21 protein-coding genes are annotated in these 25,670 nt (G+C 47.7%); 12 read left to right on the top strand and 9 right to left on the bottom strand.

Translation table 11 applies throughout. The annotated features are described in order from the left end of the window. Positions 1 to 87 precede the first annotated feature (87 nt). The 5 genes from Q4488_RS08700 (at position 88) to Q4488_RS08680 (ending at position 4,307) form a co-directional block, all read left to right on the top strand. On the top strand, positions 88 to 942 hold the full coding sequence (locus Q4488_RS08700) for an alpha/beta hydrolase (protein ID WP_303580084.1): 855 nt from the start codon (positions 88 to 90) through the stop codon (positions 940 to 942). A gap of 41 nt (positions 943 to 983) precedes the next feature. Beyond that, positions 984 to 1,823 (top strand): DUF4892 domain-containing protein, encoded by an 840-nt coding sequence (locus Q4488_RS08695; RefSeq protein WP_303580083.1) that lies wholly within the window; start codon positions 984 to 986, stop codon positions 1,821 to 1,823. Between the two features lie 80 nt (positions 1,824 to 1,903). Beyond that, positions 1,904 to 2,803, top strand: coding sequence for a patatin-like phospholipase family protein (locus Q4488_RS08690; RefSeq protein WP_303580082.1), 900 nt, complete (start codon positions 1,904 to 1,906; stop codon positions 2,801 to 2,803). Between the two features lie 162 nt (positions 2,804 to 2,965). Beyond that, complete coding sequence (locus tag Q4488_RS08685; RefSeq protein ID WP_303580081.1) at positions 2,966 to 3,871, top strand: DMT family transporter; 906 nt, start codon at positions 2,966 to 2,968, stop codon at positions 3,869 to 3,871. A gap of 70 nt (positions 3,872 to 3,941) precedes the next feature. Next, positions 3,942 to 4,307: a VOC family protein gene (locus Q4488_RS08680; RefSeq protein WP_303580080.1), complete on the top strand. Its 366-nt coding sequence runs from the start codon at positions 3,942 to 3,944 to the stop codon at positions 4,305 to 4,307. On the opposite strand, the gene Q4488_RS08675 is transcribed toward Q4488_RS08680, so the two are convergent. From Q4488_RS08675 to Q4488_RS08665, 3 genes are all read right to left on the bottom strand, one after another. After that, complete coding sequence (locus tag Q4488_RS08675; RefSeq protein WP_303580079.1) at positions 4,304 to 5,905, bottom strand: cation:proton antiporter family protein; 1,602 nt, start codon at positions 5,903 to 5,905, stop codon at positions 4,304 to 4,306. The genes Q4488_RS08680 and Q4488_RS08675 overlap by 4 nt on opposite strands. A gap of 230 nt (positions 5,906 to 6,135) precedes the next feature. Then, a complete protein-coding gene (locus tag Q4488_RS08670; protein ID WP_303580078.1) occupies positions 6,136 to 6,852 on the bottom strand; it encodes a UDP-2,3-diacylglucosamine diphosphatase in 717 nt (238 codons plus the stop codon). Beyond that, positions 6,852 to 7,361, bottom strand: coding sequence for a peptidylprolyl isomerase (locus Q4488_RS08665; protein WP_303580077.1), 510 nt, complete (start codon positions 7,359 to 7,361; stop codon positions 6,852 to 6,854). Before Q4488_RS08665 ends, Q4488_RS08670 begins: the two co-directional genes overlap by 1 nt. A gap of 221 nt (positions 7,362 to 7,582) precedes the next feature. Between Q4488_RS08665 and Q4488_RS08660 the strand changes: the two genes are divergently transcribed. Then, positions 7,583 to 9,265: a glutamine--tRNA ligase/YqeY domain fusion protein gene (locus Q4488_RS08660; protein WP_303580076.1), complete on the top strand. Its 1,683-nt coding sequence runs from the start codon at positions 7,583 to 7,585 to the stop codon at positions 9,263 to 9,265. A gap of 59 nt (positions 9,266 to 9,324) precedes the next feature. Here the strand turns inward: Q4488_RS08660 and Q4488_RS08655 are convergent, their stop codons facing one another. The 3 genes from Q4488_RS08655 to nifJ form a co-directional block, all read right to left on the bottom strand. Next, entirely contained in the window at positions 9,325 to 9,855 is a 531-nt protein-coding gene (locus tag Q4488_RS08655) for a hemerythrin domain-containing protein (protein WP_303580075.1), read from the bottom strand. Between the two features lie 300 nt (positions 9,856 to 10,155). After that, positions 10,156 to 10,680, bottom strand: coding sequence for a non-heme ferritin (gene ftnA / locus Q4488_RS08650; protein ID WP_303580074.1), 525 nt, complete (start codon positions 10,678 to 10,680; stop codon positions 10,156 to 10,158). 424 nt (positions 10,681 to 11,104) lie between these two features. Beyond that, on the bottom strand, positions 11,105 to 14,719 hold the full coding sequence (nifJ, locus tag Q4488_RS08645; protein ID WP_303580073.1) for a pyruvate:ferredoxin (flavodoxin) oxidoreductase: 3,615 nt from the start codon (positions 14,717 to 14,719) through the stop codon (positions 11,105 to 11,107). Positions 14,720 to 15,218: 499 nt separating this feature from the next. Here nifJ and Q4488_RS08640 point away from each other — a divergent pair, with 499 nt between their 5' ends. Next, a complete protein-coding gene (locus Q4488_RS08640; RefSeq protein WP_303580072.1) occupies positions 15,219 to 16,109 on the top strand; it encodes a LysR substrate-binding domain-containing protein in 891 nt (296 codons plus the stop codon). Positions 16,110 to 16,135: 26 nt separating this feature from the next. Here Q4488_RS08640 and Q4488_RS08635 read toward each other — a convergent pair whose 3' ends face one another. Continuing rightward, positions 16,136 to 17,050 (bottom strand): DMT family transporter, encoded by a 915-nt coding sequence (locus tag Q4488_RS08635; protein WP_303580071.1) that lies wholly within the window; start codon positions 17,048 to 17,050, stop codon positions 16,136 to 16,138. Between the two features lie 530 nt (positions 17,051 to 17,580). Between Q4488_RS08635 and cysS the strand changes: the two genes are divergently transcribed. From cysS to Q4488_RS08610, 5 genes are all read left to right on the top strand, one after another. Beyond that, positions 17,581 to 18,966, top strand: a complete 1,386-nt coding sequence (cysS, locus tag Q4488_RS08630; protein ID WP_303580153.1) for a cysteine--tRNA ligase — start codon at positions 17,581 to 17,583, stop codon at positions 18,964 to 18,966. Between the two features lie 120 nt (positions 18,967 to 19,086). After that, entirely contained in the window at positions 19,087 to 19,746 is a 660-nt protein-coding gene (locus Q4488_RS08625; RefSeq protein ID WP_303580070.1) for a DUF2064 domain-containing protein, read from the top strand. 16 nt (positions 19,747 to 19,762) lie between these two features. Further along, on the top strand, positions 19,763 to 20,674 hold the full coding sequence (locus Q4488_RS08620) for a radical SAM protein (protein WP_303580069.1): 912 nt from the start codon (positions 19,763 to 19,765) through the stop codon (positions 20,672 to 20,674). Positions 20,675 to 20,704: 30 nt separating this feature from the next. Continuing rightward, positions 20,705 to 21,397 carry a glycosyltransferase gene (locus Q4488_RS08615; RefSeq protein ID WP_303580068.1) on the top strand — a complete coding sequence of 231 codons (693 nt, stop codon included), beginning with the start codon at positions 20,705 to 20,707 and terminating at the stop codon, positions 21,395 to 21,397. Between the two features lie 43 nt (positions 21,398 to 21,440). Further along, on the top strand, positions 21,441 to 23,252 hold the full coding sequence (locus Q4488_RS08610; RefSeq protein WP_303580067.1) for an ABC transporter transmembrane domain-containing protein: 1,812 nt from the start codon (positions 21,441 to 21,443) through the stop codon (positions 23,250 to 23,252). Between the two features lie 307 nt (positions 23,253 to 23,559). On the opposite strand, the gene Q4488_RS08605 is transcribed toward Q4488_RS08610, so the two are convergent. Next, the gene (locus Q4488_RS08605) at positions 23,560 to 24,399 is read right to left on the bottom strand and encodes an enoyl-CoA hydratase-related protein (protein WP_303580066.1); all 840 of its coding nucleotides are present in this window, start codon (positions 24,397 to 24,399) and stop codon (positions 23,560 to 23,562) included. A gap of 296 nt (positions 24,400 to 24,695) precedes the next feature. Next, positions 24,696 to 25,310 (bottom strand): OmpW family protein, encoded by a 615-nt coding sequence (locus Q4488_RS08600; protein WP_303580065.1) that lies wholly within the window; start codon positions 25,308 to 25,310, stop codon positions 24,696 to 24,698. Positions 25,311 to 25,670: the final 360 nt, after the last annotated feature.

The raw sequence follows: 25,670 nt of genomic DNA, 5'->3' as shown, positions 1-25,670 counted from the left end.
AAAACAGTGAAGATACTACCCCATTTTTGTATGCTTATGCACGTTAGCTAAGCATCAACGCGGATGATTAACAGGGTTAATAGATCAATGAAGTATACAGCGATAGCAGATGAGTTAACGTTTAATGTCAATGGCCATCAGATTGCAGCCAAAAGCTGGGGTGATGCGAATGGTATGCCGGTGTTGGCTTTGCATGGTTGGCTGGACAATGCGGCTACGTTTAATCGTTTGGCGCCTCGCTTAACGGGGCTGAGGTTGATTGCGCTTGATTTGATGGGGCATGGGTATTCCGATCACCGTCCTCCGTCCATGCCTTATTATATCTGGGATAATGTGGTTGATGTACTCGGGGTAGCCGATCAACTGGGGTTGCAAAGATTTTCACTGCTGGGTCATTCGATGGGGGCTAGCATTGCAACATTAGTGGCTGGTGGCTTTCCCGAGCGAGTCGATAAAGTCGTACTCATCGAAGGCATTGGTCCGTTGGTGACGCCATCAGAGCAGTCTGCCGAGCAACTGGAAACAGCCATTAAAAAGCGGCTTCGACTGCAGAAAAGAGAGCAGAAACCCTATCAACAAGTGGATGGTGCAGTTAGGGCGCGCATGAATGGTCGCTGGCCGGTTGATCATCAGGCGGCTAAATGGCTTGTCGAGCGGGGGCTAGAGAGAAGAGAAGATGGTTATTACTGGCGTAGCGACCCTAACCTTATATTGCCCTCCATTTTGCGCATGAGTGAAGCTCAGGTAGAAAGCTTTCTAATGCGAATGAGCGCCGAGACACTGCTTATCTTGGCAGACAGTGGTATTCCTCAAAGTGAGCGGCGCATAGCACTGTTACAGCATTGTCAAACGCAGCGCTTAAAAGGCGGACATCATCTTCATCTTGAAGAGCAGGCCGTTGCGCCAGTTGCTACACTAATCAATGAGTTCTATCAGGCTTAACATTTTTGCAGCGCATAACTTGACGAGCATAAGGAATATTAATGAGGATACTAACACTGTTACAGCTAGGGTTACTGCTGTTAAGTTTTACGGTACAGGCACAGAGCGATGTTACGGGGAGTCGTGATCCGCAACAGTTGCCGAGGTTTCCATTAAGTTGGATCGTTAACTTTAACGAACAGCAGATTCCAGAGTATGAGCTTGCCACGGGCCCAATGCGCAAGATTGGCGGCGTTATCGCACCCGAGAAAAGTCAGCGGATTAGCGGCAATCTACTGCGCATTACCTATCGCGTACCCGATACACATACGCCAGCGCAGGTATTTAATTATTATCATGAGTTATTAGAATCACTTCAGGCAACGATCTTATTTCAATGCAGTAGTCGTCAGTGTGGTAGTAGTAATCAATGGGCGAATAACTATTTCGACATTGCTGAGTTGTACGGTATTGATCGGTCGCAGTTCTTTATCTCTGCCAATCTCGGCCAGCAACAGCTCGCCTTTTATACCGTTCAGCGGGGTAACCGTCGCAGCTATGTTCAGCTCGATCTGATTCAGTCGCCGCAGCAGTCAGGCGATAGTTTGGTCAGCGATTTACAGCAGCGCGGTGTTAGCTGGCTAAATCATGCCGATGATATCGAGCCGTTATTGGATTACATGCGCAATAATGCGCAGCAGAAGGTGTTAATCGGCGGCTATGATAAGCGCGTTGGCGAGTTTGATGATTTAGTACGTCAGAGTCAGCAAGCCGCAGATGCCTTTAGCGCGTTATTGATCGCCAAGGGGATTGCTGCCGAGCGTATCGCGAGCGTAGGCGTTGGGCCTGCGCTACCGCTTGAGCGAGCGTCGCTTGTAGGGCTGTGGGTGCAAGTGCGCTGAGGATAACGCTTATGTTACAAGCTTTGCTCAAGCGTTGCGGGCTTGTAGGGTGGAACTAAAGATAACAAAGGAACTCGCTTTTGAAGACCACGGTGTCACTGGTATTAGGCAGCGGCGGAGCCAGAGGTTATAGTCACATCGGGGTGATTGAAGAATTGAACCGACGGGGCTATGAGATTGTCTGTATTGCGGGCAGCTCGATGGGTGCGTTGATTGGCGGTATTTATGCGGCAGGGCGTCTTGAGGAATATCGTGACTGGGTCATCAGCCTCAAGCGTATCGATGTGTTTAAGTTGATGGATCTGACGTTACGTGGCGAAGGCACTATTCGTGGTGATCGGCTGCTGCTAAAGCTGCGTGAGATTGTCGGCAACCCGTTAATTGAAGAACTCCCCATCACCTATACGGCGGTGGCGACCGATCTGACACATCAGAAAGAGGTATGGTTTCAAAAAGGCTCAATGCTCGATGCTATTCGTGCCTCAATTGCTGTACCGGGCTTTTTTACGCCGGTAATTGAAGAGGGGCGGCTGCTAGTCGATGGTGGCGTTCTCAATCCTATTCCCATCATTCCTACCGTGGCGGCGCATGCTGATCTTATTGTCGCTGTCGATCTTAATGCCGATGTGCAGCGCAATCAAACGACGTTGCCCATAACCCATTACTTAGAGCGCTCGGGCTTTAGTGACGAGTGGGAATATACGCCGGATGCTCAGAAACAGGCGCTCAATCATCGTGGCCAAGTTAAAACCGTGTCACCTAAGGCGATTAGCCGTTTTGACGTGTTGTTTAATTCGGTTGAAGTGATGCAGGCCTCGCTCGGTAAATATAAAGTGGCGGGTTATCCTCCTGATCAATTAATTGGTATTCCTAAAAATGCTTGCCGTTTTTATGAGTTTCATCGAGCGAAAGAGATGATAGAATTAGGCCGCCTAATGGCTCAAGAGAGCCTGATTAAGATGGAAAAAAAGTGGTGTTAATTGAGCCATGTTCGCATTTTCCATTCGTATGACATGCCCGGCTAACAATAAAAATCACTAGCCAACAGCGCTCAGTCGTTTAACGCTTGTCTTAAGCAACGGTTTAGCCACATTGACTGACGGTCATCCTATCCATCTATTTCGTTAAATACTGAGGTTTATATGCCGCTGTCGTCTGCAGCCCGGGCTGATTTTCTCTTGTTGTTAGTAACGCTGATTGCCGCTGCGGGATGGATTTTTTCGAAAGAGGCGTTGCAAGAGATGCCGCCGTTACTGTTTATTGGTGTGCGCTTTCTGTTAGCGGGTGCTATTTTGTTAATCCCTGCCTATAAAGGCTGTCTCGACTTACTCAACGCGCGCGCCTTGAAACCTGTGTTTGGGCTTGGGTTATTAATGAGCAGTGCTCTGTTATGCTGGATTATGGGATTGTACCATGGGCATCATCTCGGTGAAGGCGCATTTATTACCAGTATGGGGGTGATATTGGTGCCGCTGATGGCTTGGTTAACCTATCGAGAACGAGCACAACGGAGTACTTGGTTGTCACTCCCCGTGGCGATTGCCGGCTTAGGTTTGTTATCACTCGAAGGAGGCTTATCGCTGGCGGCAGGGCAGTTTTGGTTTCTCTGTGCTGCGCTGTTGTTTTCGGTTCACTTTGTGTTGGTGTCTAAGATGGCACTAATGGTGCCTGCCATCGTGCTCACGGCTGTACAGCTGTTGGTGGTGGGTAGCGGCGGCATTATCGTGTCTGCGGTTTTCGAGTCGTGGCCTGAGTCGGTGAGTGACTCAGCGATCGGGTGGGTAGTGGCTAGCGCGGTCATTGCTACGAGTCTACGTTTTGCCATACAGACCTATGCTCAAAGCCTAGCACCTGCCAGCCATGTCGCCTTAATCATGACATTGGAGCCGGTCTGGGCGGCGCTATTGGCAGCCATTATTTACGCTGAAGTGATGACCGGCTTGCAGCTCGCCGGCTGCGGTCTGATTTTCATGGCAATGCTGGTGAGTCGCTGGCGCTGGCTACAACCACTCTATTATGCCTGTCGGTCTCGCTTTCCGTCTCGGTGAGTGTGAAACTCAGCATGGCCACTATACTTATACGATCGACTAGCTATTCAGTGTAAAAGTAGGCCAATGTATGCAGTATCAGCATGAAAAGCTCACCTATGTTGAATTAGGTTCCAATGCGTTAACCCTAAGTAAGCGTTTTTTTTCCGCCGTATTCGATTGGCAGTTTAGCGATTATGGCCCTGATTATAGTGCGTTTGATGATCAAGGACTTGAAGGCGGTTTGTTTCAAAGAGAAGAGGGCGCCGCGCCAATAACGGGCGGTGCGCTACTGATATTTTATAGTCACGATCTTGAATCAACCGCTGCAAAGATAACCCGCCATGGGGGCGTGATCTGCAAAGCTATATTCGATTTTCCGGGTGGCCGCCGGTTTCATTTTTATGAACCCGGCGGTAATGAATTGGCGGTATGGTCGGATCAGCCGGTGGTTTAATCTATGCTGCGGGCAGGCTTTGTGTCGTGGTGGCCTTTTGAGATCAAATGTAGGCTATCCTCAGCAAAGCCACTACCGGCCTCTTTATAGAAGTTAAATACCTTATCGATACCGGCCGCAATGAGCGCTTTGCGATCATCTTCGTAGCGAGCAATCGCGGCAATCTGACCGGTGTAACCGACATTGATTAATTGTGCCGATACATTACGGCTATCCTCAATAAGAGGCAGGGCTAGCAGTACCAATTTAATATCAGAACAATCGAAAGTCTCCCAAAAATCGGCATCCTCGCCATCCCCAAAACAAACATTCAGTCCCTTTGCTTGTAGCTGAGAAGCGCGGAAACGGTCGGAATCGATGCCCGCCACTCGATCATCCAACACGCTTTGAAGCGCCTTAAATGCGCTTTTACCGACGCGTCCCATACCGATGACCAGTACTTCAGCATTCGGGGGTTGTTGAATGATATCGGCGCCGAGTCGCTGCGGGCTTTCATAGCGTTTTAGATGATCTTTATAGCGCATGTAGACGCGATGAGCTGCGGGATAGAGGATGCTGGTTAGAATAAAGGATAGCGATACCGCTAAGGCTAGGATGACTAGCCATTCTCGAGAGAGCCATCCAGCATCGACACTGAGAGCTGCGACAATCAGACCAAATTCGCTGAAGTTACTGAGGGCAAGGGAAGCCAAGTAGGCGGTGCGACTACGTAACTTAAGACGCGTAAAGAGCGCAAAGAAGAGGATAAACTTGATACTAATTAATAGCGCGATCACACCGGCGCTGGCTAACATCGACCACGTGGGTAGGGCGGTAAAGCCAATTGAGAGGAAAAAACCAATCAGAAAAAGATCTTTAAAGCTAAGAAGCGATTTTGTGAGCTCTGAAGCCTTGGCATGTTGGCTTAATAATAATCCCAATACTAATGCGCCTAAGTCACCTTTAACACCCAAGAGATTAAACAATTCATAGCCACCGAGGGCAAAAAAGAAGCCCGTAAGGGGTAGCATTTCGCCGTGCCCCGCTTTATCGAGTAGCTTGAAGAGTAACGGCCTAGCAAACACTAATGCCAATAGTATCGGTGCCCAAACAGAAGGCAGCTTGCCTGTGGCAACCACTAGGAAAAGGACGGCGACGATATCTTGCATCACCAGTACACCGATGGCTAACTGACCATGACGCGTTTTCATTTCGCCATTTTCTTCGAGTAATTTAACGATGCAGACGGTGCTACTAAAACTGAGCGCAAAGCCGATGAGGGCGGCGGTGCTTAGATCGATATCACTGTAGTAGGGCATGGCGAAGCTGGCCATCAATAGGGCAAACGAACCAAACACGATGATCCACAGCGTGATATGACTGAGCGTGCTCACCCAAACCTCGCTGCGCAACAGGTCGCCTAGGTGTAATTTCAAACCGATAGTGAAGAGCATCAATGTGATGCCAATATCTGCCAAGCTATCTAGGCTATCGCTGGGCTCTACGCCGAAGAAGTGTAGTAAAAAGCCTGCCAGCAAAAAACCGATGAGTGGCGGCATACCAATCATTTTAAGTGACAAACCACAAAGGTAAGCGACTAGAATCCAGATAAAGTCCATGATGTAAGTTTCTGTTATTCCGTTGTTTATTAAATTAATATTATTGTGTTTTAGGCGGTATGCAGTTGATTAGCTGATCGCGCTATTAAGATATATCTAGTCGTCTCTACATCAGCATAAAATGCCTTAAGTGATAGTAAAATGGATCAGCGATTGTTGTTGATCAGCAGAAAGTAAAAAGCAGCTGAAGTATCAAAAGCTGCCTTTAAGTGGTGAATGAATAGTCCTGATCAGTTAATACTGAATTCAATCAGTTTTTCGCCTTGCTCTGAAGCGTCTAAATACCAACCAGAGGTATCCCAATCACCTAACACAATTCGCTGTTGACCATCTTTGAGTTGATGTACCGCAGGGCGATGTGTGTGCCCGTGTATTAAGAGCTTACAGTGAGCCTCGGACATCGCTTGAGTAACCGCCTGCGGATTAACATCCATAATCTGCGTGCTTTTATTCGCGGTATGCGATTCGCTAGCCATGCGTAGTTGTTTCGCCATTGCCAAGCGTTCTTCAACCGATTGCTCTAAAACAGCTTGTTGCCACTGAGGGTCTCTTAGCTGCTGACGAAGCGCTTGATATTCATGATCATCGGTGCAAAGTTGATCTCCATGCATCAATAAGGCGGGTCCGGAGGCGAGCTGAATGACGATAGCATCGTCCAATAATGTCACGCCGGTGAGTTGAGCGAATCGCTCGCCAACCAGAAAATCGCGGTTACCATGCTGAAAGAATATCTCACAGCCGCTATCGGACAGACGCCTTAATGCAGTGATAACCGGCTGTAGATCATCGGCAATAAAGTCATCACCAATCCAGGCTTCAAATAGATCGCCAAGAATATACAGTTGATCACATGTTTGTGCGGTACTATCTAAAAAACCAATCAGCGCCCGAGTAAGATCAGGCCGAGCGCTGTAAAGGTGTAAATCAGATATAAACAGAATACGCATTATTCGGCGCTATCGGTATCCAGGATTTCAGCTGAAGTGATGATAACATCTTCAGCCGGTACATCTTGATGGCCGCCACGAAACGTGGTTGAAACGGCTTTGATTTTATCGACAACATCCAAACCTTCGACGACTTTAGCGAAGACGGCATAGCCCCAACCTTCGGTGGTTTTCGCGGTATGATCAAGGAAAGTGTTATCGCTGACATTGATAAAGAACTGAGCCGATGCACTGTGCGGGTCCATGGTGCGGGCCATCGCTAACGTACCGCGCTTATTTTGTAGACCATTATCGGCTTCATTTTCAATACTCGCGTTGGTTTCTTTGCTCACCATGCCGGGTTCAAAGCCGCCGCCCTGAATCATGAAACCATCGATTACTCGGTGAAAAATAACGCCATCATAGAAGCCGTCTTTAACGTAGTTTTCGAAATTTTCTGCGGACTTCGGCGCTTTCTCATAATCCAGTTCAATTTTGATGTCGCCGAAGTTGGTGTGCAGTACGATCATGCTTGCGATCCCTTTGTAAAATCCAGATATTTTCGTCTATCTAGTAAGTTCATCTGATAAATTATCGTCTGATAAATGCCGTCACTCATCGAGAGGCGTGATTATACTAAAGATTGAAGCTGATAACTAACTGATTAATTTCAGCTTACTTATGGTTGTCTGTCAGCCATCTGTCTATAATATCCCTCTATTTGATTTCAGACGGAAGTTAAGACGCCTTTATGAGCACGAACGACGCTAACAACACTGTGAAACAACCGACTAACTTTATCCATCAGGTTATTGAAAAGGATCTTCAACAGGGACTACAAAAAGTTGTCACTCGGTTTCCGCCAGAGCCTAATGGCTACCTGCATATTGGCCATGCTAAGTCGATCTGTGTCAATTTTGGCACCGCGGATAAGTACAATGGTGAGTGTAATTTGCGTTTCGATGACACCAACCCTTCTAAAGAAGATCAGGAGTTCGTTGATGCCATCAAAGATGACGTGCATTGGCTTGGCTTTAACTGGGCCGGTGATGTTCGCTACGCCTCTGATTATTTCGATACCTTTTATGCGTGGGCGCAACATCTCATCCGCGAAGGCAACGCTTATGTTTGTGATCTGAGTCCTGAAGAAGCGAGCGAGTATCGTGGCTGGGCGACAAAGCCGGGTAAGCCAAGCCCCTTCCGCAGCCGTTCGGCGGAAGAGAACCTTGATTTGCTGGAACGCATGAAAGTCGGTGAATTTGATGAGGGTACTCGCGTACTCCGTGCCAAAATTGATATGGCATCACCGAATATGAATCTGCGCGATCCTATTCTCTACCGTATTCGCAAGGCGACTCATCATCAAACCGGTAATAAATGGTGTATCTACCCAAGTTATGATTTTGCTCATGGCCAAGAAGATGCGATTGAGGGCGTGACTCACTCGATCTGTACGCTTGAATTTGCCGATCATTTACCGCTGTATGAGTGGTTTTTGGCTCATTTGCCGGTGCCGAGTACGCCGCGTCAATACGAGTTTGGCCGTCTTAACATCAACTATACGGTTACCAGTAAGCGTAAGCTGAAGCAGTTAGTCGATGAAAATCATGTCACCGGCTGGGATGATCCACGTATGCCGACGATTCAAGGTATGCGTCGTCGTGGTTACAGCGCTAAAGCGGTACGTAATTTCTGCGATAGTCTAGCGGTGTCTAAAACCGATGGCGTTGTCGATATGGCTCAATTTGAGTTTTTTGTACGCGAAGACTTAAACGAGAACGCGCCACGGGCGATGTGTGTGATGAATCCCCTGAAATTGGTGATTACCAATTTTCCAGAAGGTGAAGTTGAAGTACTTAATGCACCCGTTCATCCGCAAAAAGAGATGGGTACGCGGCAGTTACCGTTTACGCGCGAGCTGTATATCGATCGGTCGGACTTTAATGAAGATAACACCTTGTCGCGTAAGAAGTTTAAAGTGCTCGTACCGGATGACTATATGCGCTTACGCGGTGCCTATGTGATTAAAGCCGACGACGTGATTAAGGATGAGGCGGGCGAAATCTGCGAAATTCATGCGTCTTTGGTGCCGGGAACGGTTGGCGAAAATCCACCGGAAGGGATGAAACCTCGGGGTGTGATGCATTGGGTATCGGCCACAGAAGGCAAGCAGGCCACCGTACGAGTCTATGATCGTTTATTCAATGTCGAATCACCGGATAAAGGCGAAGGTAATTTCCTCGACAATATCAATCCAGATTCTTTCAGTGTTATTGAGGGCTGTTGGGTAGAGCCTGGTTTAGTCGATGCGGCGCCAGAAACGACCTTTCAGTTTGAACGTGAAGGTTATTTCGTCGCCGATCGGTATGAACATTCACCCGAGCATCCAGTCTTTAATAAGACGATTGGCTTGCGAGATACTTGGAAGAAATAACGCGATAAACTGCTAAAAACGGCCACTTTATGTGGCCGTTTTTTTACGTGATGGAGATCTCACATATAGCCAGCGGTTTGATGGATGTTGTGACGTGTATGTAAGCTAAGCCCTAATGACTCAAGATCGGTATTTTTGAGAATGGTCGCGGCGAGGGGTAAAAAGTGTGACTCTTCATATTTAGCATGTAATAGATAGCTATCCGCTAGGGCGGTAGCGGCAGCGTTATTCATCTGAGCGAACCTTCCTTGTGCTAATTTCTTTAGCGGAGCTTCAATGTTTTTCCATTGCTGTTCTAACGCTCTATGCTCATCGGTAAGGCGTTTTATCATCCGCGAAGCGGCATGCAGTTCTTCGCCGGGGCTGGCGCAATCCATGACGATATTAAAGAGTTCCTGTTCCTCTTCATGATGGTGATTGAGGACGACCTCATGATAAAAAGTTAACAGTTTCTTGGCGCTGGCCTGAATATCTGTAGCAACAGGGTTAGTGATATCCACTTTTCCTAAGGCTCGTAGCTGTTCAAAATTCTGCAGAATGCGGATATGGCATTGTGAAAAATCGTCGGTAGGGGGAGTGCTAGTGGTCATTTTATTCACCTTAATGGCTGATCGGGATCGCGCCCAAATCACACCGGTAACGTTAATAAAGTCAGGAAGCCACGTGAGTGTCCAATGCAGTGGAGCATCCTTTCTGATCACTAAATTCTATGCTTTGTGTTACTAAAAAATAATGACGATAATCAATTATGTATCATTTGGTATGTTATTTCTTTGAATGACGCGAGAAGGCCTCGTGGAATCTTCAGCGAGGTCTTCGTTTATGGTGTTATCGGTTGATTAAACGACGATAGAGCGGGATATCGCTAGAAGGACCGCGAGGAAAGAGTATCAATCGGTATCGGTTAAGATATTGCTGCTATCGACGTTAGCTAACTGTCCAATCTCTTTGTCGATAAAGAAGAGTCCCTTACCATCGTCGCCGATGATCTCAATTTTATCGAGAATGCCCTTAAACAGCTTCTCTTCTTCGTGTTGTTCAGCAACATACCACTGTAAAAAGTTAAAGGTCGAGTAATCTTGATTGGTGAAGGCGGTATGCGCCAGACCATTGATCTCTTGAGTGATCAAGCATTCATGTTGATAGACTTTTTCGAATAGATCTTTGATGGATTCAAAGGTTTCGATCGGGGCTTTGATCGATCCAATTTTCGCCATGGCACCGGTTTCATTCACATAGGTGAATAGACGCTTCATATGCTGCATCTCTTCATCTGCATGTTGAGATAAAAACGCAGCGCATCCTTCATAGCCTTTTGATTCTGCCCAAGAGCTCATCTGTAGATACATATTAGATGAGTAAAATTCTAGATTGATCTGATGATTGAGTTTTTCCAGCATTGAGCTGTTTAGCATGTGGACTCCATACACGTTTTAAAAGAAGAAATAAGCATTCATAATCACAGAATAGCAGCGAGTTATTGATGTAGCACATTTATGGGTCGAATTTAGTGATCACTTAAATGACTTAGATCGCGACCGGTTTGCATAACCACTTTTTCCCTTCGGATGAGCGGGCGCACTTACTACAAATATACTGACTATTACGGGTTATATTCGCTATTTCGTCTAGGTGTTTCGAGATAAGTTCGCTTTTAAGTTTACAAAGGCTTTTAGCTTTAAGTGAGTTAGCCATCCGCAGATACCTGTCGCAACATTGATTAAAACAACGTTATACAATATATCACTTTTATTGTAAATGATAATGATTATTAATCAGATCATAGTTCTTTTCGTTAAACGTTGCTGATGTTCTAGCCGCTCGCATTGAACGACTGGCTTATTTGGGGGCTTGTTGCGGTATTGATGCGGCTTCCCAGTCCATCTCTGCCAGCTGCTGATAATGCTTATAACGTTCGCTAACTTCGTGTTGTGCTTTATCGAGAAAAGCGGCGGCTTCAACGGGATGAGCTTGTAACAATGAGCTGAAACGGGTTTCTCGGCGCGCAAATTCAGCGTAGGGGATAGAAGGGGGTTTAGAATCCATGGTGAGCGGATTTTTGTGTTGTGCCGCCAAGCGGGGATCGTAACGAAATAGGGGCCAGTGACCACTCTTGACCGCTAACTGCTGATGTAAGTGACTATCCTTGAGCTCAAAGCCATGAGCGATACAGGGTGAGTAGGCGATGATTAACGAAGGGCCATCATAGGATTCAGCTTCAAGAAATGCGCGAAGTGTCTGTACATCCTTGGCCCCATAGGCGATATGGGCAACATACACATGCTCATAATCCATAGCTAGGCGGGCTAGATCTTTTTTAGCCACCGCTTTACCAGAAGCAGAGAATTTAGCCACCGCACCGATCGGGGTTGCTTTCGAGGTTTGACCGCCGGTGTTAGAGTAGACTTCAGTATCGAGTACCAGAATGTTGACGTTACGTCCTGAAGCCAATACGTGATCTAAACCGCCAAAGCCAATATCGTAGGCCCAGCCGTCGCCACCGATAATCCAGACACTCTTGCGGCTGAGTTGATCGGCTAAGTGACGTAGTTCAATGGCTTTATCACCGTTAGCAGAATGATCACTTAGCCCATCGAGAGCGAGTTTGAGTTGTTCAATCGATTGCCGTTGATGTTCAATCCCCGCCTCATCGGCTTCAGTTTCAGTGACTAACTGATTAACCAGCTCGGGATCGAGCTGTGGCTTCAGTTCATTGAGTAGGCGCGTGGCATATTGCTTTTGTTTATCCAAAGCAACGCGCATGCCCATGCCAAACTCCGCATTATCTTCGAACAGCGAATTGTTCCAGGCGGGCCCCCGTCCTTCGGCATTTGTTGTCCAAGGGGTGGTCGGCAGATTGCCACCATAGATAGATGAGCAGCCGGTCGCATTGGCGACGATCATCCGATCGCCAAACAGTTGGCTGGCTAAGCGAATATAAGACGTTTCGCCACAACCAGAACAGGCACCGCTGAATTCAAATAGGGGTTGAAAGGCCATTGAGCCTTTCAGTGTGCCACTTTTTAGTTTGGTGCGATCAAACTCCGGTAGCGACAGGAAAAAGTCCCAATTATTTCTTTCATCCGCATAGGTTTGAACTTTAGGTACCATGTTGATCGCTTTGTGTGTCGGATTTTGCTTATCTACAATCGGGCAGATATCGACGCAGAGGGTGCAGCCGGTGCAATCCTCTGGGGATACCTGATAACTGATATAGCTGTTTTCGGGGAAATCCTTGGCACCCTTTATCGGCACGGCGCGAAAGCTATTAGGGGCCTCTTTTAACAAGGATTGATCGAAGATCTTGCTACGCATAACGCTGTGAGGGCAGACTAATACGCATTTACCGCAATGAGTACAGAGCGTGTCATCCCATAACGGCAGTTCGGTAGCGAGATCTCGCTTTTCGAACGCGGCGGTGCCCGTAGGCCACGTACCATCGGCAGAAAAAGCGCTAACCGGCACCTGATCCCCATGACCCGAAATTAACTCGGCAGTGAGTTGTCGTACAAAATCGTTAGCTTGATGAGAGATTAATTCATGCATGGGAATACGACTGGTTGCTTTGCTATGTAACTGAATTTCATGAAGCTGATCGAGGCTCGCATCAATCGCCTTTAAGTTCAGTTCGATGAGCGTGGGGGTGCGCCGGTAAGCGTGCTGTACCGCTTGTTTAATCTGCACGATGGCTTGATCAAGCGGTAAAATATTAGAAATCTTAAAGAAGCAGCTTTGCATAATGGTATTAATGCGCTTACCTAAGCCGCAGTGCTGCGCCACTTGATAGGCATCGATAGCGAAGAAGCGAATTTGTTTATCAATGAGTTGTTGTTGTACCTGTTCGGGCAAGGTATCCCAAACCTCTGTCGCTGGCGCACGGGTGTTAAGTAGAAATACAGCCCCATGGCGCGCCTTAGTCAACATCGGGTATAAATTCAGGAAGCGGGGCTGATGACAGGCAACAAAATCAGCTTGATCGTTTTGAACTTCATAAGCGGAATGGATCTTATGAGGGCCGAAGCGGAGATGTGAAACGGTTACCGCGCCGGATTTTTTCGAATCATAGACAAAGTGTCCTTGCGCATACTGACCTTCCACATTGCCGATAATCTTAATACTGTTTTTGTTGGCGCTGACCGTGCCATCCGCGCCTAGACCATAAAAGACGGCTTGATACGTGTCGCTGTGGGCATCGGTTCTGAAGGTAGCATCATAATCGATACTCTTATGGGTCACATCGTCATCAATGCCAACGGTAAATAAATTGATGCTATTGGTCTTTTGGAGTTCATCAAATACGCCTTTAATCATCGCCGGAGTAAACTCTTTAGACGATAAGCCGAAGCGACCACCTAGGAGTTTCGGTAAGCTATCACTAGCGCGTTGCTTGGCTAAAACCGATTGCATCAACGCGGTAGCCACATCTTTATAAAGAGGCTCGCCATTGGCGCCCGGTTCTTTGCTGCGATCGAGAACCGCGATCTGCTGCACACTCCGGGGTAGAGCATTGAGTAATCGCTCGGCATCAAAAGGGCGAAACAGACGTACTTTCAATACACCGGTTTTAGCGCCGTTACGATTTAAGTAATCAACGGTTTCACAAGCCGTTTCGGCGCCTGATCCCATCAGTATAATGACCGATTCGGCATCGGCAGCGCCTTCGTATTCATAGAGTTGGTACTGCCGTCCGGTGATATCGGCAAATCTGTCCATCGCCTGCTGCACAATAGTGGCGAAGCCATCGTAGTAGGGGTTGCTCGCCTCACGGGCTTGGAAAAAAACATCGGGGTTTTGTGAGGTACCTCTCACCACCGGATGATCCGGTGATAACGCTCGGCTACGGCAGTCGCGCACACGCTCCATATCAATGAGTTGACGTAGCATCGCTTCGGTGACCAGTTCAACCTTTTTGACTTCATGGCTGGTACGAAAGCCATCGAAGAAATGTAAAATCGGTACTCGACCTGTCAACGTAGCCATCTCGGCAATCGTGGCCATATCCATCACTTCTTGTACTGAGTTGGAGGCGAGCAGCGCAAAACCGGTTGCCCGCGTCGACATCACATCACTGTGATCACAGAATATCGATAGCGCATGGGATGCTAATGAACGGGAGGCAACATGAAAGACCGTTGGGGTAAGCTCGCCTGCAATTTTGTACATATTAGGGATTTTTAATAACAAGCCCTGCGATGCGGTAAAGGTCGTCGTTTTAGCGCCGGCTTGTAATGCACCATGAACCGCGCCAGCAGCACCGCCTTCACTCTGCAACTCAATCACATCGGGGATGACACCCCACAGGTTGGTAACCCCTTCGGCACTCCAGCGATCACTTAATTCTCCCATCGGAGACGCCGGCGTAATGGGGTAGATGGCGATCACATCATTTAAGTGATGGGCAATATAGGCGGCGGCTTCATTGCCATCCATCATGCGGAATTCGGTGGTACTCATGAGGGCACTCCTAGAGAGGCTGACGCAATTCACGTAACGTTAAAAACGGAGATTGATAGGTTAGCGGCTTAAATAGCACGACTGGTTAGCCAAACACTCGTTTTCATACATCGCTGTCTAAATATTAGTTTATTCTCATGATTTTGCTGTTAAAAGCGGTCATAGTTGCGGTTGTGATGAGTCGCTTTAGGGAAGGTGCGAATAAGTCCGTTATGTTCTCTGCGGCCATTAGAATGGCCAGATACGCGAAAGCCAGTGCAGCGAAATGTCTGGACCTTTTCAAGCTGGCTGACAAAGTAGTAGATGACCATTCTAATGTCCGCCCTTCGGGGATTTCAGAGAAGCAGGATCTCAGTGTTAACATTTTTCGACGTACAACCAGTATGCCTGTAACTGTTGCCTTGATCTTTATATAGGCACGGCCTTATTTCGCCATACACAGGGCTTTCTCGGGTTTAATATTCCAGTTAATATGTCGTAAAACGATTGGTATGCCGTCATGACTATTTCACGAAGAAAGCTTCCGCCTCTTAATGCGCTCCGTGCATTTGAAGTATCAGGTAGGCGTTTGAGTTTTCGTCATGCCGCTGACGAGCTTGGTGTTACACAAGGTGCTGTCGCACAGCAAGTCCGAGCTTTAGAGGAGTATTTAGGTCAAACGCTATTTCATCGATTACCAAGAGGCTTGGCGCTAACGTCTCAAGGTGCCAGCTTTTTAGTCGAGATGACACAGGCATTTGATGTGATGAGCGATGCTATTAATCATATCCAATCCCACCCCAATGTAGTGACGATCAGTGTCACCCCTAGCTTCGCAGCAAAGTTATTAATTCCACGATTAGGCGAATTGAATGCACGCTTACCTGATATAGAGTTACGCATTATCGCCACCGAATCGGTATCTGACTTCGATAGAGATCAAGTGGATATTGCCGTGCGTTTAACCCATGACTCGTTTCCTCCGAGCTTGGATGCCGTGTGCTTGTTTCAACAAGAGTTGATTGCTGTGGCGAGTCCATCTTTAATGGTCGGTCACCGTTTGCCGCTGTCATTAGAGCGTTTGCGGCAATTGCCTATTTTGCATGATTCACATAATCAATGGCCTACTTTTTTTCAAACGAATGAAAAGCCACAGGGGGCGACCTTTAATCAAACAACATTGGCGATTGATGCTGCGTTGGCAGGTCAGGGTATCGCACTCGCTTGTCGGGCTTTTGTTGAGAAGGATATTGCTGCTGGGCGGCTTATCTCAGTCATCGATAAACGACTGATCGTAAAGCCTAGTTATTACTTAGTACGCAAACGCAGCCGTGCACCGCAACAAGCCGTGGAGGCGGTTTGGACGTGGTGTCAGCAAGCGCTGAGCCCATCTGCAACGCAACAATCATGACTCGGCCATAATATTCGATTAGGTAATTAGGGTTGATGCCTGTCGATGTCTGCTGCTTGTATCGGCGAGGCTTTAGGTTTACCGGTTTGAATCAATATCACGCCCCCTAAAATCAGCATGAAAGCTATCACAATCGAGCTATTCATATCTTCACCGACAATGGCGCCAATAATCACCGCCACCAGTGGTGCAATATAGGTGGCGCCCGATGCTTTTACCGAGCCTAGCTTTTCAATGGCATAGTAATAAAGAAAAAACGCGGCGCCTGTGCCTAGCACGCCAAGGCCAAGCACCACCCCTAATACGGTTTTGATATCCGCTGCAAGATGGCTAATGCCGGATAGATCCGTCAAGATTAATAGCGTGACAGTGGCGCAGCCGGTTTGCCAGGTCGCCAAGACCAGAGGGGGTAACTTGAGAGGAGATAGTTGACGTTGCGCATAGACAAACGAAATACCAAGGCTGGTGGTTCCGGCGAGCATCCATAGGACCCCCATAATATTCACGCCCTCAGTACCTTCCCAGGGTCTAGCGCTAATGATAATGCCCGTAAAGCCGACGATTACACCCATCAGCATCTGTAAGGTCGGTCGATCTTGACGTAAAAACAGAAAGGCACAAATAAACGTAAAAATAGGAATTGAGCCGCTTAACAGGCCCGCCACGCTGGTCGGAATCAAATCCGTGCCGGCGACGAAGCCGTAATAGTAAAATGTCGTTGCGAGGACGGACATCACCATAAAATGAAATAGATGTTTCAACTGACTTAGTTGCAACTGTTTGCTATACCCCGCCACGATTAAGAGTGGCAGAAAGCCAAATAGGACGCGCAGCAAAACCGTCTGCATCGGCGTAATCAGTAAGGTTGACCATTTCATAAAAATGAAGTTAGAGCCCCAGATGACACCTAAAAGCAACAATGCAAGGTAATACCTCAGCATGCAATACTCCCAAAATAGATCATAAACAACAGACGGCCGACACCGTCTTGAGTGTGTATTATGGCTATTTAGCGCATAAATAGCAGCGGTTATAAATTAACGGAGAGAGTAGTTTTTCTACACTCTAATGCTTGAGCCTGAGCGTTGATTCATGTTGTCATGAAGGTTTGCGAGGGTTTTCGCCAACGTTGCTGCGTTTTACATGCAGCTGTTCGACACTCTCGGTATGCTAATCATGCTGAATCGTGGCAGTTTTCGTCGCTACTCGCCGCTAATCACTCTTCAGTGATGCTCGGCTTTTTATAATGCATCGCAGTAGTCTCAGCGAAAAACACAATCCTCACACCATGAATCGTTTAATAATGCCCACCAAAAGACTGTTTTTTATGGCCTTTTGCAGGGAATGTAAATCCGGTTGTTAATTCTTTCGCGGTTTCCTCTATAATGGCCGACTAAACGTTCATGGGTCTGTACTCATGCAGCGATTGTTCACCGAATTTCATCTAAGCCAGAGCCATAAGCGAATTCCGATGTTGCAGATCTATAACACCCTGACTAAAGAGAAAGCGCCCTTTCAACCATTGGAAGAGGGCAAGATCAACATGTATGTGTGCGGTATCACCGTATACGATTTTTGTCATATCGGGCATGCACGCGTGATGGTGGCATTCGATGTCATTACTCGCTACCTGCGTGCCCGAGGATGGGATGTTACCTATATTCGTAATATCACCGATGTTGACGATAAAATCATTAAACGTGCGGCTGAAAACGACGAACGCCCAGATCAGTTGACGGAGCGTATGATTGCCGCAATGCATGAAGATGAAGATAAACTGAGTGTCTTGCGGCCTGATCAAGAGCCCCGAGCAACGCGTCACATGCAAGATATTATCAATATGGTGCAAGTATTGATCGATAAAGATTATGCCTATGCTGCCGCCAACGGTGATGTTTATTATCGGGTAGAAAAATTTGCCGATTACGGCCGTCTGACGAATAAAAATGTCGATGAGCTACGTTCCGGTGCGCGGGTTGAAGTACAGGATGCGAAAGAGAGCCCGTTAGATTTTGTGCTATGGAAAGCGGCTAAAGCCGGTGAAGTGAGTTGGGAATCGCCTTGGGGCGCGGGACGTCCAGGTTGGCACATTGAGTGTTCAGCCATGTCTAAATGCTGCCTAGGCGATACCTTTGATATTCATGGCGGTGGCCCTGATTTACCATTCCCTCACCATGAGAATGAGATTGCACAGTCGGAAGCGGCGAATGGTGTGAAATTTGTTAACACCTGGATGCATGCGGGGGCGGTGCGAGTGAATGCTGAAAAGATGTCTAAATCCTTAGGCAACTTCTTCACTATCCGCGATGTACTTGAAAAGTATGATGCTGAGGTGGTCCGTTATTTCCTCTCTTCCGTACATTATCGCAGTTATATTGATTATTCTGAGAGCAGTCTGAAAGAGGCACGCAGTGCACTAGAACGCTTTTATCAGGCACTCAATGGTGTCGATGCGGTGGCCGGTGAGTTGAATAACGATTACGCTGAGCGCTTTTATGAAGCGATGGATGATGATTTTAATACGCCCAAAGCCTTGGCGGTATTGTTTGAACTCGTTAACGAGCTGAATTCAGCCAGTCGTGCAGGCGAGGCAAAAGCATCGGCCTTGGCCGCGCAGTTGCAGCAGCTTGGCGGTATCATTGGACTACTTCAGCAATCACCCGAGGTGTTTTTGCAGGGTGAGAGTAAAGCGGGCGAAATTACCCCTGAACAGATCGAACGCTGTATACAGCAGCGCGCTGATGCGAAAAAGGCGAAAGATTTTGCCGCCGCGGATCAGATTCGTGAAGATTTAGTCGCTCAGGGTATTATCTTGAAGGATAGCCGTGAAGGGACCACCTGGTTTCGTGAAGGTTAAGCGATTTCTGCTTCGATAAGGCGCTTTGCATAACCTCAGTTTCAAGCGTTTTAAAAATAAGGTTTAAATGATGATAAAGGCAGCTTTGAGCTGCCTTTTCTATAGGTAAGGATAGAGTCAATGAGTCAGACAACCCTAGTTATCTTCTGTAAACGACCACTTCATGGTCAAGGGAAGCAGCGTATTGCCGCCACCCTCGGTAAAGATGCTGCTTATCAAGTTGCCTGTGCGCTATTGAACTGCGCCTTGGAAGATGCCCGCAGTTGGCCCGGCCCTGTGGTGCTTTCGCCTAGCAGTGAGGCGGACCGGCAATGGGCAGAAGACCTATTGTTACGCGATTATCAGGTCGTGCCGCAGTGTGAAGGTAATTTAGGGACCAAGCTGAATTATGTCGATCAGATATTACGTCAGCAGGGTGCGTCTCGATTACTGTTTATCGGTACCGATGCGCCGGAGCATACGCTGCAGCGCTATGCCGAGTTTGATCGACTGTTAGAACAGCATGATATTGTGCTGTCTCCCGCCGAAGATGGTGGTGTGACGGCGATGGGAGGCTGCCAACCTTGGCCCGCTTTGGAAAATCTTGGTTGGAGTACCCCGGCACTTGGTGAACAGCTAGCCGCAGCTTGTACAACTGCCGGTTTTCAGGTTGCTTTCAGTTCCACTGGGTACGATGTGGATACTGAAGCTGATCTACGTCGCTTATTGGATTCATTAGCCTATGATTCAAGACCGGCCAGAGCGCAGCTTTTATCATTAATACATGCGTTAGTAGATTGAATTGTAAGGGGTTTGTATGGAGCTAATTCGAAGTCGAGACTGGTATACAACGGCTGATGGTGCCGATCGAGGGTATATACGCCCTCATCTATTGAAAGAGTTATGGTTTCATACCGGTACCGCCTGCAATCTCAGTTGTGATTTTTGTCTTGAGGGGTCTAGCCCCGGCGATAAGCGGCTTGAGTTAGTAAAATTAGAGGATGTTACACCCTATATTGATCAGGCGGTTGAATTAGGTGTCGAACAGTTTTCCTTTACCGGCGGAGAGCCTTTTCTGGCAAAAGATCTCGTCAAAATACTGCAACAAGCCGCGCAGCATGTCCCTTGTTTGGTATTAACCAATGGCACCGATGCGGTACAAAAGCGATTGCATCAGTTAGTGCCGCTGTTAAAAAGCCGTTACCCCGTGAGTTTTCGTATCAGTATCGATTCTCATATCGAAGCTGAACATGACGCTGGGCGGGGTGAGGGGATGTTTGATCTCGCCCTGAAAGGGATGAAAGCGCTCTATGATATGGGCTTTCAGGTGTCGCTCGCTCGTCATATGGCAGACGGTGAAGATACCGCGGCTGTAGAGCATCAGTATCGGGCGATATTAGAGAATTACGGTATTCCTAGTGATACTAAATTCGTTGCCTTTCCTGATTTTTTACCCCCGGGTAGTCATGGTCATGGGCCAGATATTACCACCAATTGCATGACCCAGTTTCATACTGAAGAGACCCGCAACAGCTTTATGTGTTCCTTTAGTAAAATGGTTGTTAAGCAGCGGGGGCAGATGCGCGTATATGCTTGTACGCTGGTGGATGATGATCCTGAATATGATATGGGCAGTGATCTGCGGGCATCGTTAGAACAGCAGGTGAGCATGAAACATCATCGTTGTTTTAGTTGTTTTAAATATGGTGCCTCTTGTAGTGAAACCTAAAAAAACTTACGTGATGGTGTTGGCGGCCAAATGAAACCCTTGAGCATTGCCGTAGTGATCCCCGTTGGTCCATCTGAAACAACCCTTGCGCCGATGTTGCAGCAGTTAGCTTATCTGCAATCGGCCGAGCAGATAATCTTTGTATTTTGTCCCGCCTCAGTCTCACTCAGAGCGCAATTGCCAACCGATGAACGCATCATAACGCTGACCGTTGAAGCGGGACGGGCGGCGCAGATGAATGCCGGTGCACAACGGGTGAACAGCGAATTTATCTGGTTTCTCCACCTCGACAGTCAGTTTTCAAACGCTCAGTGGCAGATGCTCAAGCAAAGCTTGAGGCGTGCACCGACAGGGTTACACTATTTTAATCTACGTTTTTTGAGTGATGGACGCGGGCCAATGTGGCTGAATCGTCAGGGAGCCAACTTGCGCTCCCGTTGTCTTCGGTTACCGTTTGGCGATCAAGGTTTTTGCCTTGCGGTCGATCAGTTTAAGCGTTTAGGTGGCTACCCGCTTGATGCGCCTTATGGTGAAGATCATCTGTTTGTTTGGCAGGCACACCATGGCGGTATAGCATTGATTAATACCGGCGCAACATTAACCACCAGTGCACGCAAATATTCGACCACCGGTTGGCTTAAATTGACCTTGCGCTATCAGTTCTATTGGCTCAAGCAGGCGACGCCACAAGTTTGGCTTTTATTAAAAGCCAAGATGTTTTAACGCGCCAGATAGTTAATGATCTCGTAATGCGGGTCTCTTGCTGATGAATAAATGCTCCACCTTAGCTCAGTTATTGCGATTTATGCAGCCCTATCGTCGCTATTGGCTGGGTGCCATGATCGCCTTGTTATTGACTGCCGGTATTACGTTGGCGATCGGTCAGGGGGTGCGCTTGGTGATTGATAATGGGTTTGTGGCAGGCTCTGTGACACAACTCAATCAAGCCATTCTATTGCTGGTGGGTATGGCCGTTTTGATGGCCGGTGGGACGTTTATTCGCTTTTATCTCGTCTCTTGGCTTGGGGAACGGGTGACTGCGGATATTCGACAGGCGGTGTTCGATAATGTCATTCGCTTGCAGCCTAGTTTTTTTGAGACCAATCGAAGTGGCGAGATAATGTCTCGTTTGACCACCGATACTACCTTGTTGCAAGCCATTATCGGTAGCTCTTTTTCAATGGCGTTACGCAGTGTCGTGACGACGTCGGGTGCACTGCTCATGCTATTTGTCACCAATATTAAGCTATCGTTGATCATTGTGGCGGGGGTGCCGTTGGTCCTATTGCCGATTATTATTTTTGCTCGTAAGGTGCGCACGCTGGCGCGACAGAGTCAAGACAGTATTGCCGACGTTGGCAGTTATGCTGGGGAGGCGATTCAGCAGATAAAAACGGTGCAAAGCTATACTCAGGAAGCACACGAAAGCCGAGCTTTTGGCGCCGAAGTACAGCGTGCCTTCAAGGTCGCTCAGCAGCGTATTCGTCAGCGAGCCATGCTGATGGCGCTGGTCATTTTGCTGGTGTTTGGTGCCCTGTCAGGCATGCTTTGGGTGGGCGGCTATGATGTGATTAACGGGGCTATGTCAGCCGGTGAGCTAGGTGCTTTTGTGTTTTATGCACTCATTGTTGCCATGGGCGTAGGCACGATCTCCGAGGTGTATGGTGAATTGCAGCGAGCCGTGGGGGCCACCGAGCGCTTGATGGCGTTACTGGATGCCGAAAGTGATATTAAGTCGTTAGCCGGCCATACTTCGTTAAGTGGGCATTCCGTGATGGATATGCTCGATCAGCAGAGTAAGCCTGCCAATCCGGCCATGTTGCGGGCACAACTGAGCTTGACCGATGTCTGTTTCAGCTATCCCTCGCGACCCGAGCAGAGGGCATTAAATCATTTTTCATTAACATTGAAAGCGGGCAGTATCACCGCGCTTGTTGGGCCATCTGGGGCGGGTAAGTCAACGCTGTTTGAGCTTTTACTGCGTTTTTATGATCCGCAGCAGGGACAGGTCTGTCTCGATGGCCTCGATCTACGCGCTCTCGATCCGAATGAGCTACGTCAGCAGATTGCGTTAGTGGCGCAACAACCGGCGTTATTTACCGCTAACGTCATCGACAACATTCGCTATGGTCGTCCCGCTGCAAGCGAAGCTGAGGTTATCGCCGCCGCCAAGGCCGCTTATGCCGATGAATTTATTCAGCGTTTGCCGGAGGGTTATCAGAGCGAGTTAGGTGAGCGCGGTGTTCGTCTTTCTGGTGGGCAAAAGCAGCGTATAGCGATTGCGCGGGCAATTCTCAGTGATCGTCGCATACTCTTGCTAGATGAAGCGACCAGTGCCTTGGATACCGAGAATGAGCATAACGTCCAGTTGGCATTGAATACCTTAATGCGGGGGCGAACAACCGTGATTATCGCGCACCGGTTATCAACGATTCTACATGCGGATCAGATTGTGGTCATGGAACAGGGACAGGTTGTTGATATGGGGAGTCATGCGGCGTTATTACAGAGTTCAGATCTCTATGCTCGTTTGGCTAAATTACAGTTTAAACAGGATGATGAGGCTCATTTAGCTTAAGCCAATAAGGTGGATTAATCTGGGCTACTTACTCAAGACATTGACTTAAGGTGCTTACTTAAAGTACTTACATAAGGTGCTTACATAAAGAGCTTACTTAAGGTGCTTATGCTTGAGCTGCTTGTGCTCAATGTCGCTATGCTTAAGGTCCTTATAGATATAGCCCAGAATTATTCACGTCATGGTCTGTGTTAGGGAAGGTGCGAATAAGTCCGTTATGTTCTCTGTGGACATTAGAATGGCCAGATACGCGAAAGCCAGAGGCGTAATTGACTTATTCGCACCTTCCTTAGTGTTACTCAGTGCATTATCGGCCTTGATAGTTAGGCGTTCGTTTTTCAACAAATGCATTAACGGCTTCAAGATGATCTTCTGTATTATGACAGATGCCTTGCATTAAGGCGGAATGTTCAAGAAACTCGGGTAATTCCATTTTCTGTGCCCCCTTAAGTAGCCGTTTAGTCATACGGAGGGCTTGCGGTGGTTTTTCTGCGATCCGCAGGGCGAGCTCCATGGCTTTCTCCATCAGCAGTTCCGGCTCGACAACTTCTAATAGAATGCCCAGCGATTTCGCCTCATCGGCACTGATCATGCGCCCTGTGAGTGTTAGTTCGGCGGCTTTCTGATAGCCGATTAAGCGCTGTAAAAACCAAGCCCCGCCATCGCCGGGAATCAGTCCTAGATTGACAAAGGTTTCACCTAATAGGGTTGTCGTTGAAGCAATTCGCAGATCACACATGCAGGTTAAATCAAATCCAGCGCCGATAGCGGGGCCATTAATGGCGGCAATGACCGGTATATCAATGTTGCTCATGGCTAAAGGTATACGTTGAATGCCATGTCGGTATTTATTCTGCACCGTATAAACGTCCCCGCCAAACGCGCCATCCTTATGCTGACCGTCCCGTTCGGACATCTCTTTGATGTTACCGCCAGCGGAAAAAGCGCTGCCATCACCGGTCATAATTAATACCGAGATTTGCGGGGTACGATTAACCCAGTCTGAGACGGTGATGATATCGTCGATCAACAGAGTACCCGTGAGGGCATTACGAACATCATGCCGATTAAAGGTGAGGGTGGCTACTCGGTTGGACAGCGTTAGAATACTGTCGCTCAATGTCGGCAGTTGCAGATTATCAGTCATTATTATTCCATTAAATCTATTATCGTTATTGTTTCGTTATACGAATAATCTTTAAAGACGTCATAAATTGTATCAGATAATAGCGTGGGGCGCAGTGCAGTGATGGGGGCTAATGGCAGGTTCATTAGACCATTATTAGCGTGGTGGAGGGGTAATCTAAAGCTGTTTTTGATGGGTTATGTGGGCGATTTTAGGCAGGGATGTTTTTACATCCCGGCCTCTAGTGTTGTTTGATAAGAGCTTATATAAGAGCTTATATAAAAGCTTATACAAAAGCCTATACAAGAACTTATATGTCAGAACTTGTAACCGACAGACATCATATACACCATGGGGTCAATTTCGAGTTCACCCAGGTTAGCGCCATTCACGTTGACATCGGTATTGATATCCATTTTCCAAACAGCAGCATTGACTAACCATTGGTCGTCAATGGCATAGTCGATGCCCAGTTGACCGGCTAAACCCCAGGAACTATCGAGTTCTAGCGAGGTGCCGGCCAGTGCTCCGGTGGTGCTTTCTGAGAAGAATTCAGTGTAGTTAATACCCAAGCCAACATAAGGCTGGAAGGCAGAGCTGCTATCCATGGGATAGTATTGCAGCGTCAGAGTCGGTGGCAGGTGTTTAGTTTCACCGACTTTAGCGCCGTTAAGGGTAATATCGTGTTTGAAAGGCGTTGCGGCGAGTAATTCAACCCCGATGTTCTCGGTTAGCATATAGGTGCCGGTGATACCGAGTTGGGTATTGTCATCAACATCTAGGCCAGGAACGGACGTGTCGTTTGATGTGTGTGGGTCTACATTAGCAATACCCACGCGTACAATCATATCGCCTGATTCGTATGCCATGCAGTTAGCGGTGGCAACCATTGATACGCTCAGAACAAATGCGGAAAGCGCTTTTCTGTTCATTAATACAATCCTTATGCGAAATAACGTTTAAAAAGTGTGGTTATTAAACGCCTATCATTGTTAGAAAGTATTGATTTGGAGCAGATTTTAACTGCTAAAACGAGGCCTAGAAATAGAGGTTTGCGCCAGATCAATAAAGCCTTGTTTTATGAGTGGGCATTGATGGGTGAGTCTTAGCAGCGTGGTAATCATACCGCTTGATTTAGGGTACAAAAAAGGGCGCCGTAGCGCCCTTCATTTAATCGATCAGTATTAGAACTGATTCATGGTGTTGTCTTCACCGGCTGCTTTTAGAGCGGCTTCACCAGCGAAGTATTCTTTATGATCATCGCCCATATCGGAACCAGCCATGTTCTGATG

Source organism: Amphritea sp. 1_MG-2023 (assembly GCF_030547545.1).
Classification (GTDB): Bacteria; Pseudomonadota; Gammaproteobacteria; order Pseudomonadales; family Balneatricaceae; genus Amphritea.
The sequence above is the reverse complement of the archived record's forward strand: the minus strand, read 5'-3'. Positions and strand labels throughout refer to the sequence as shown.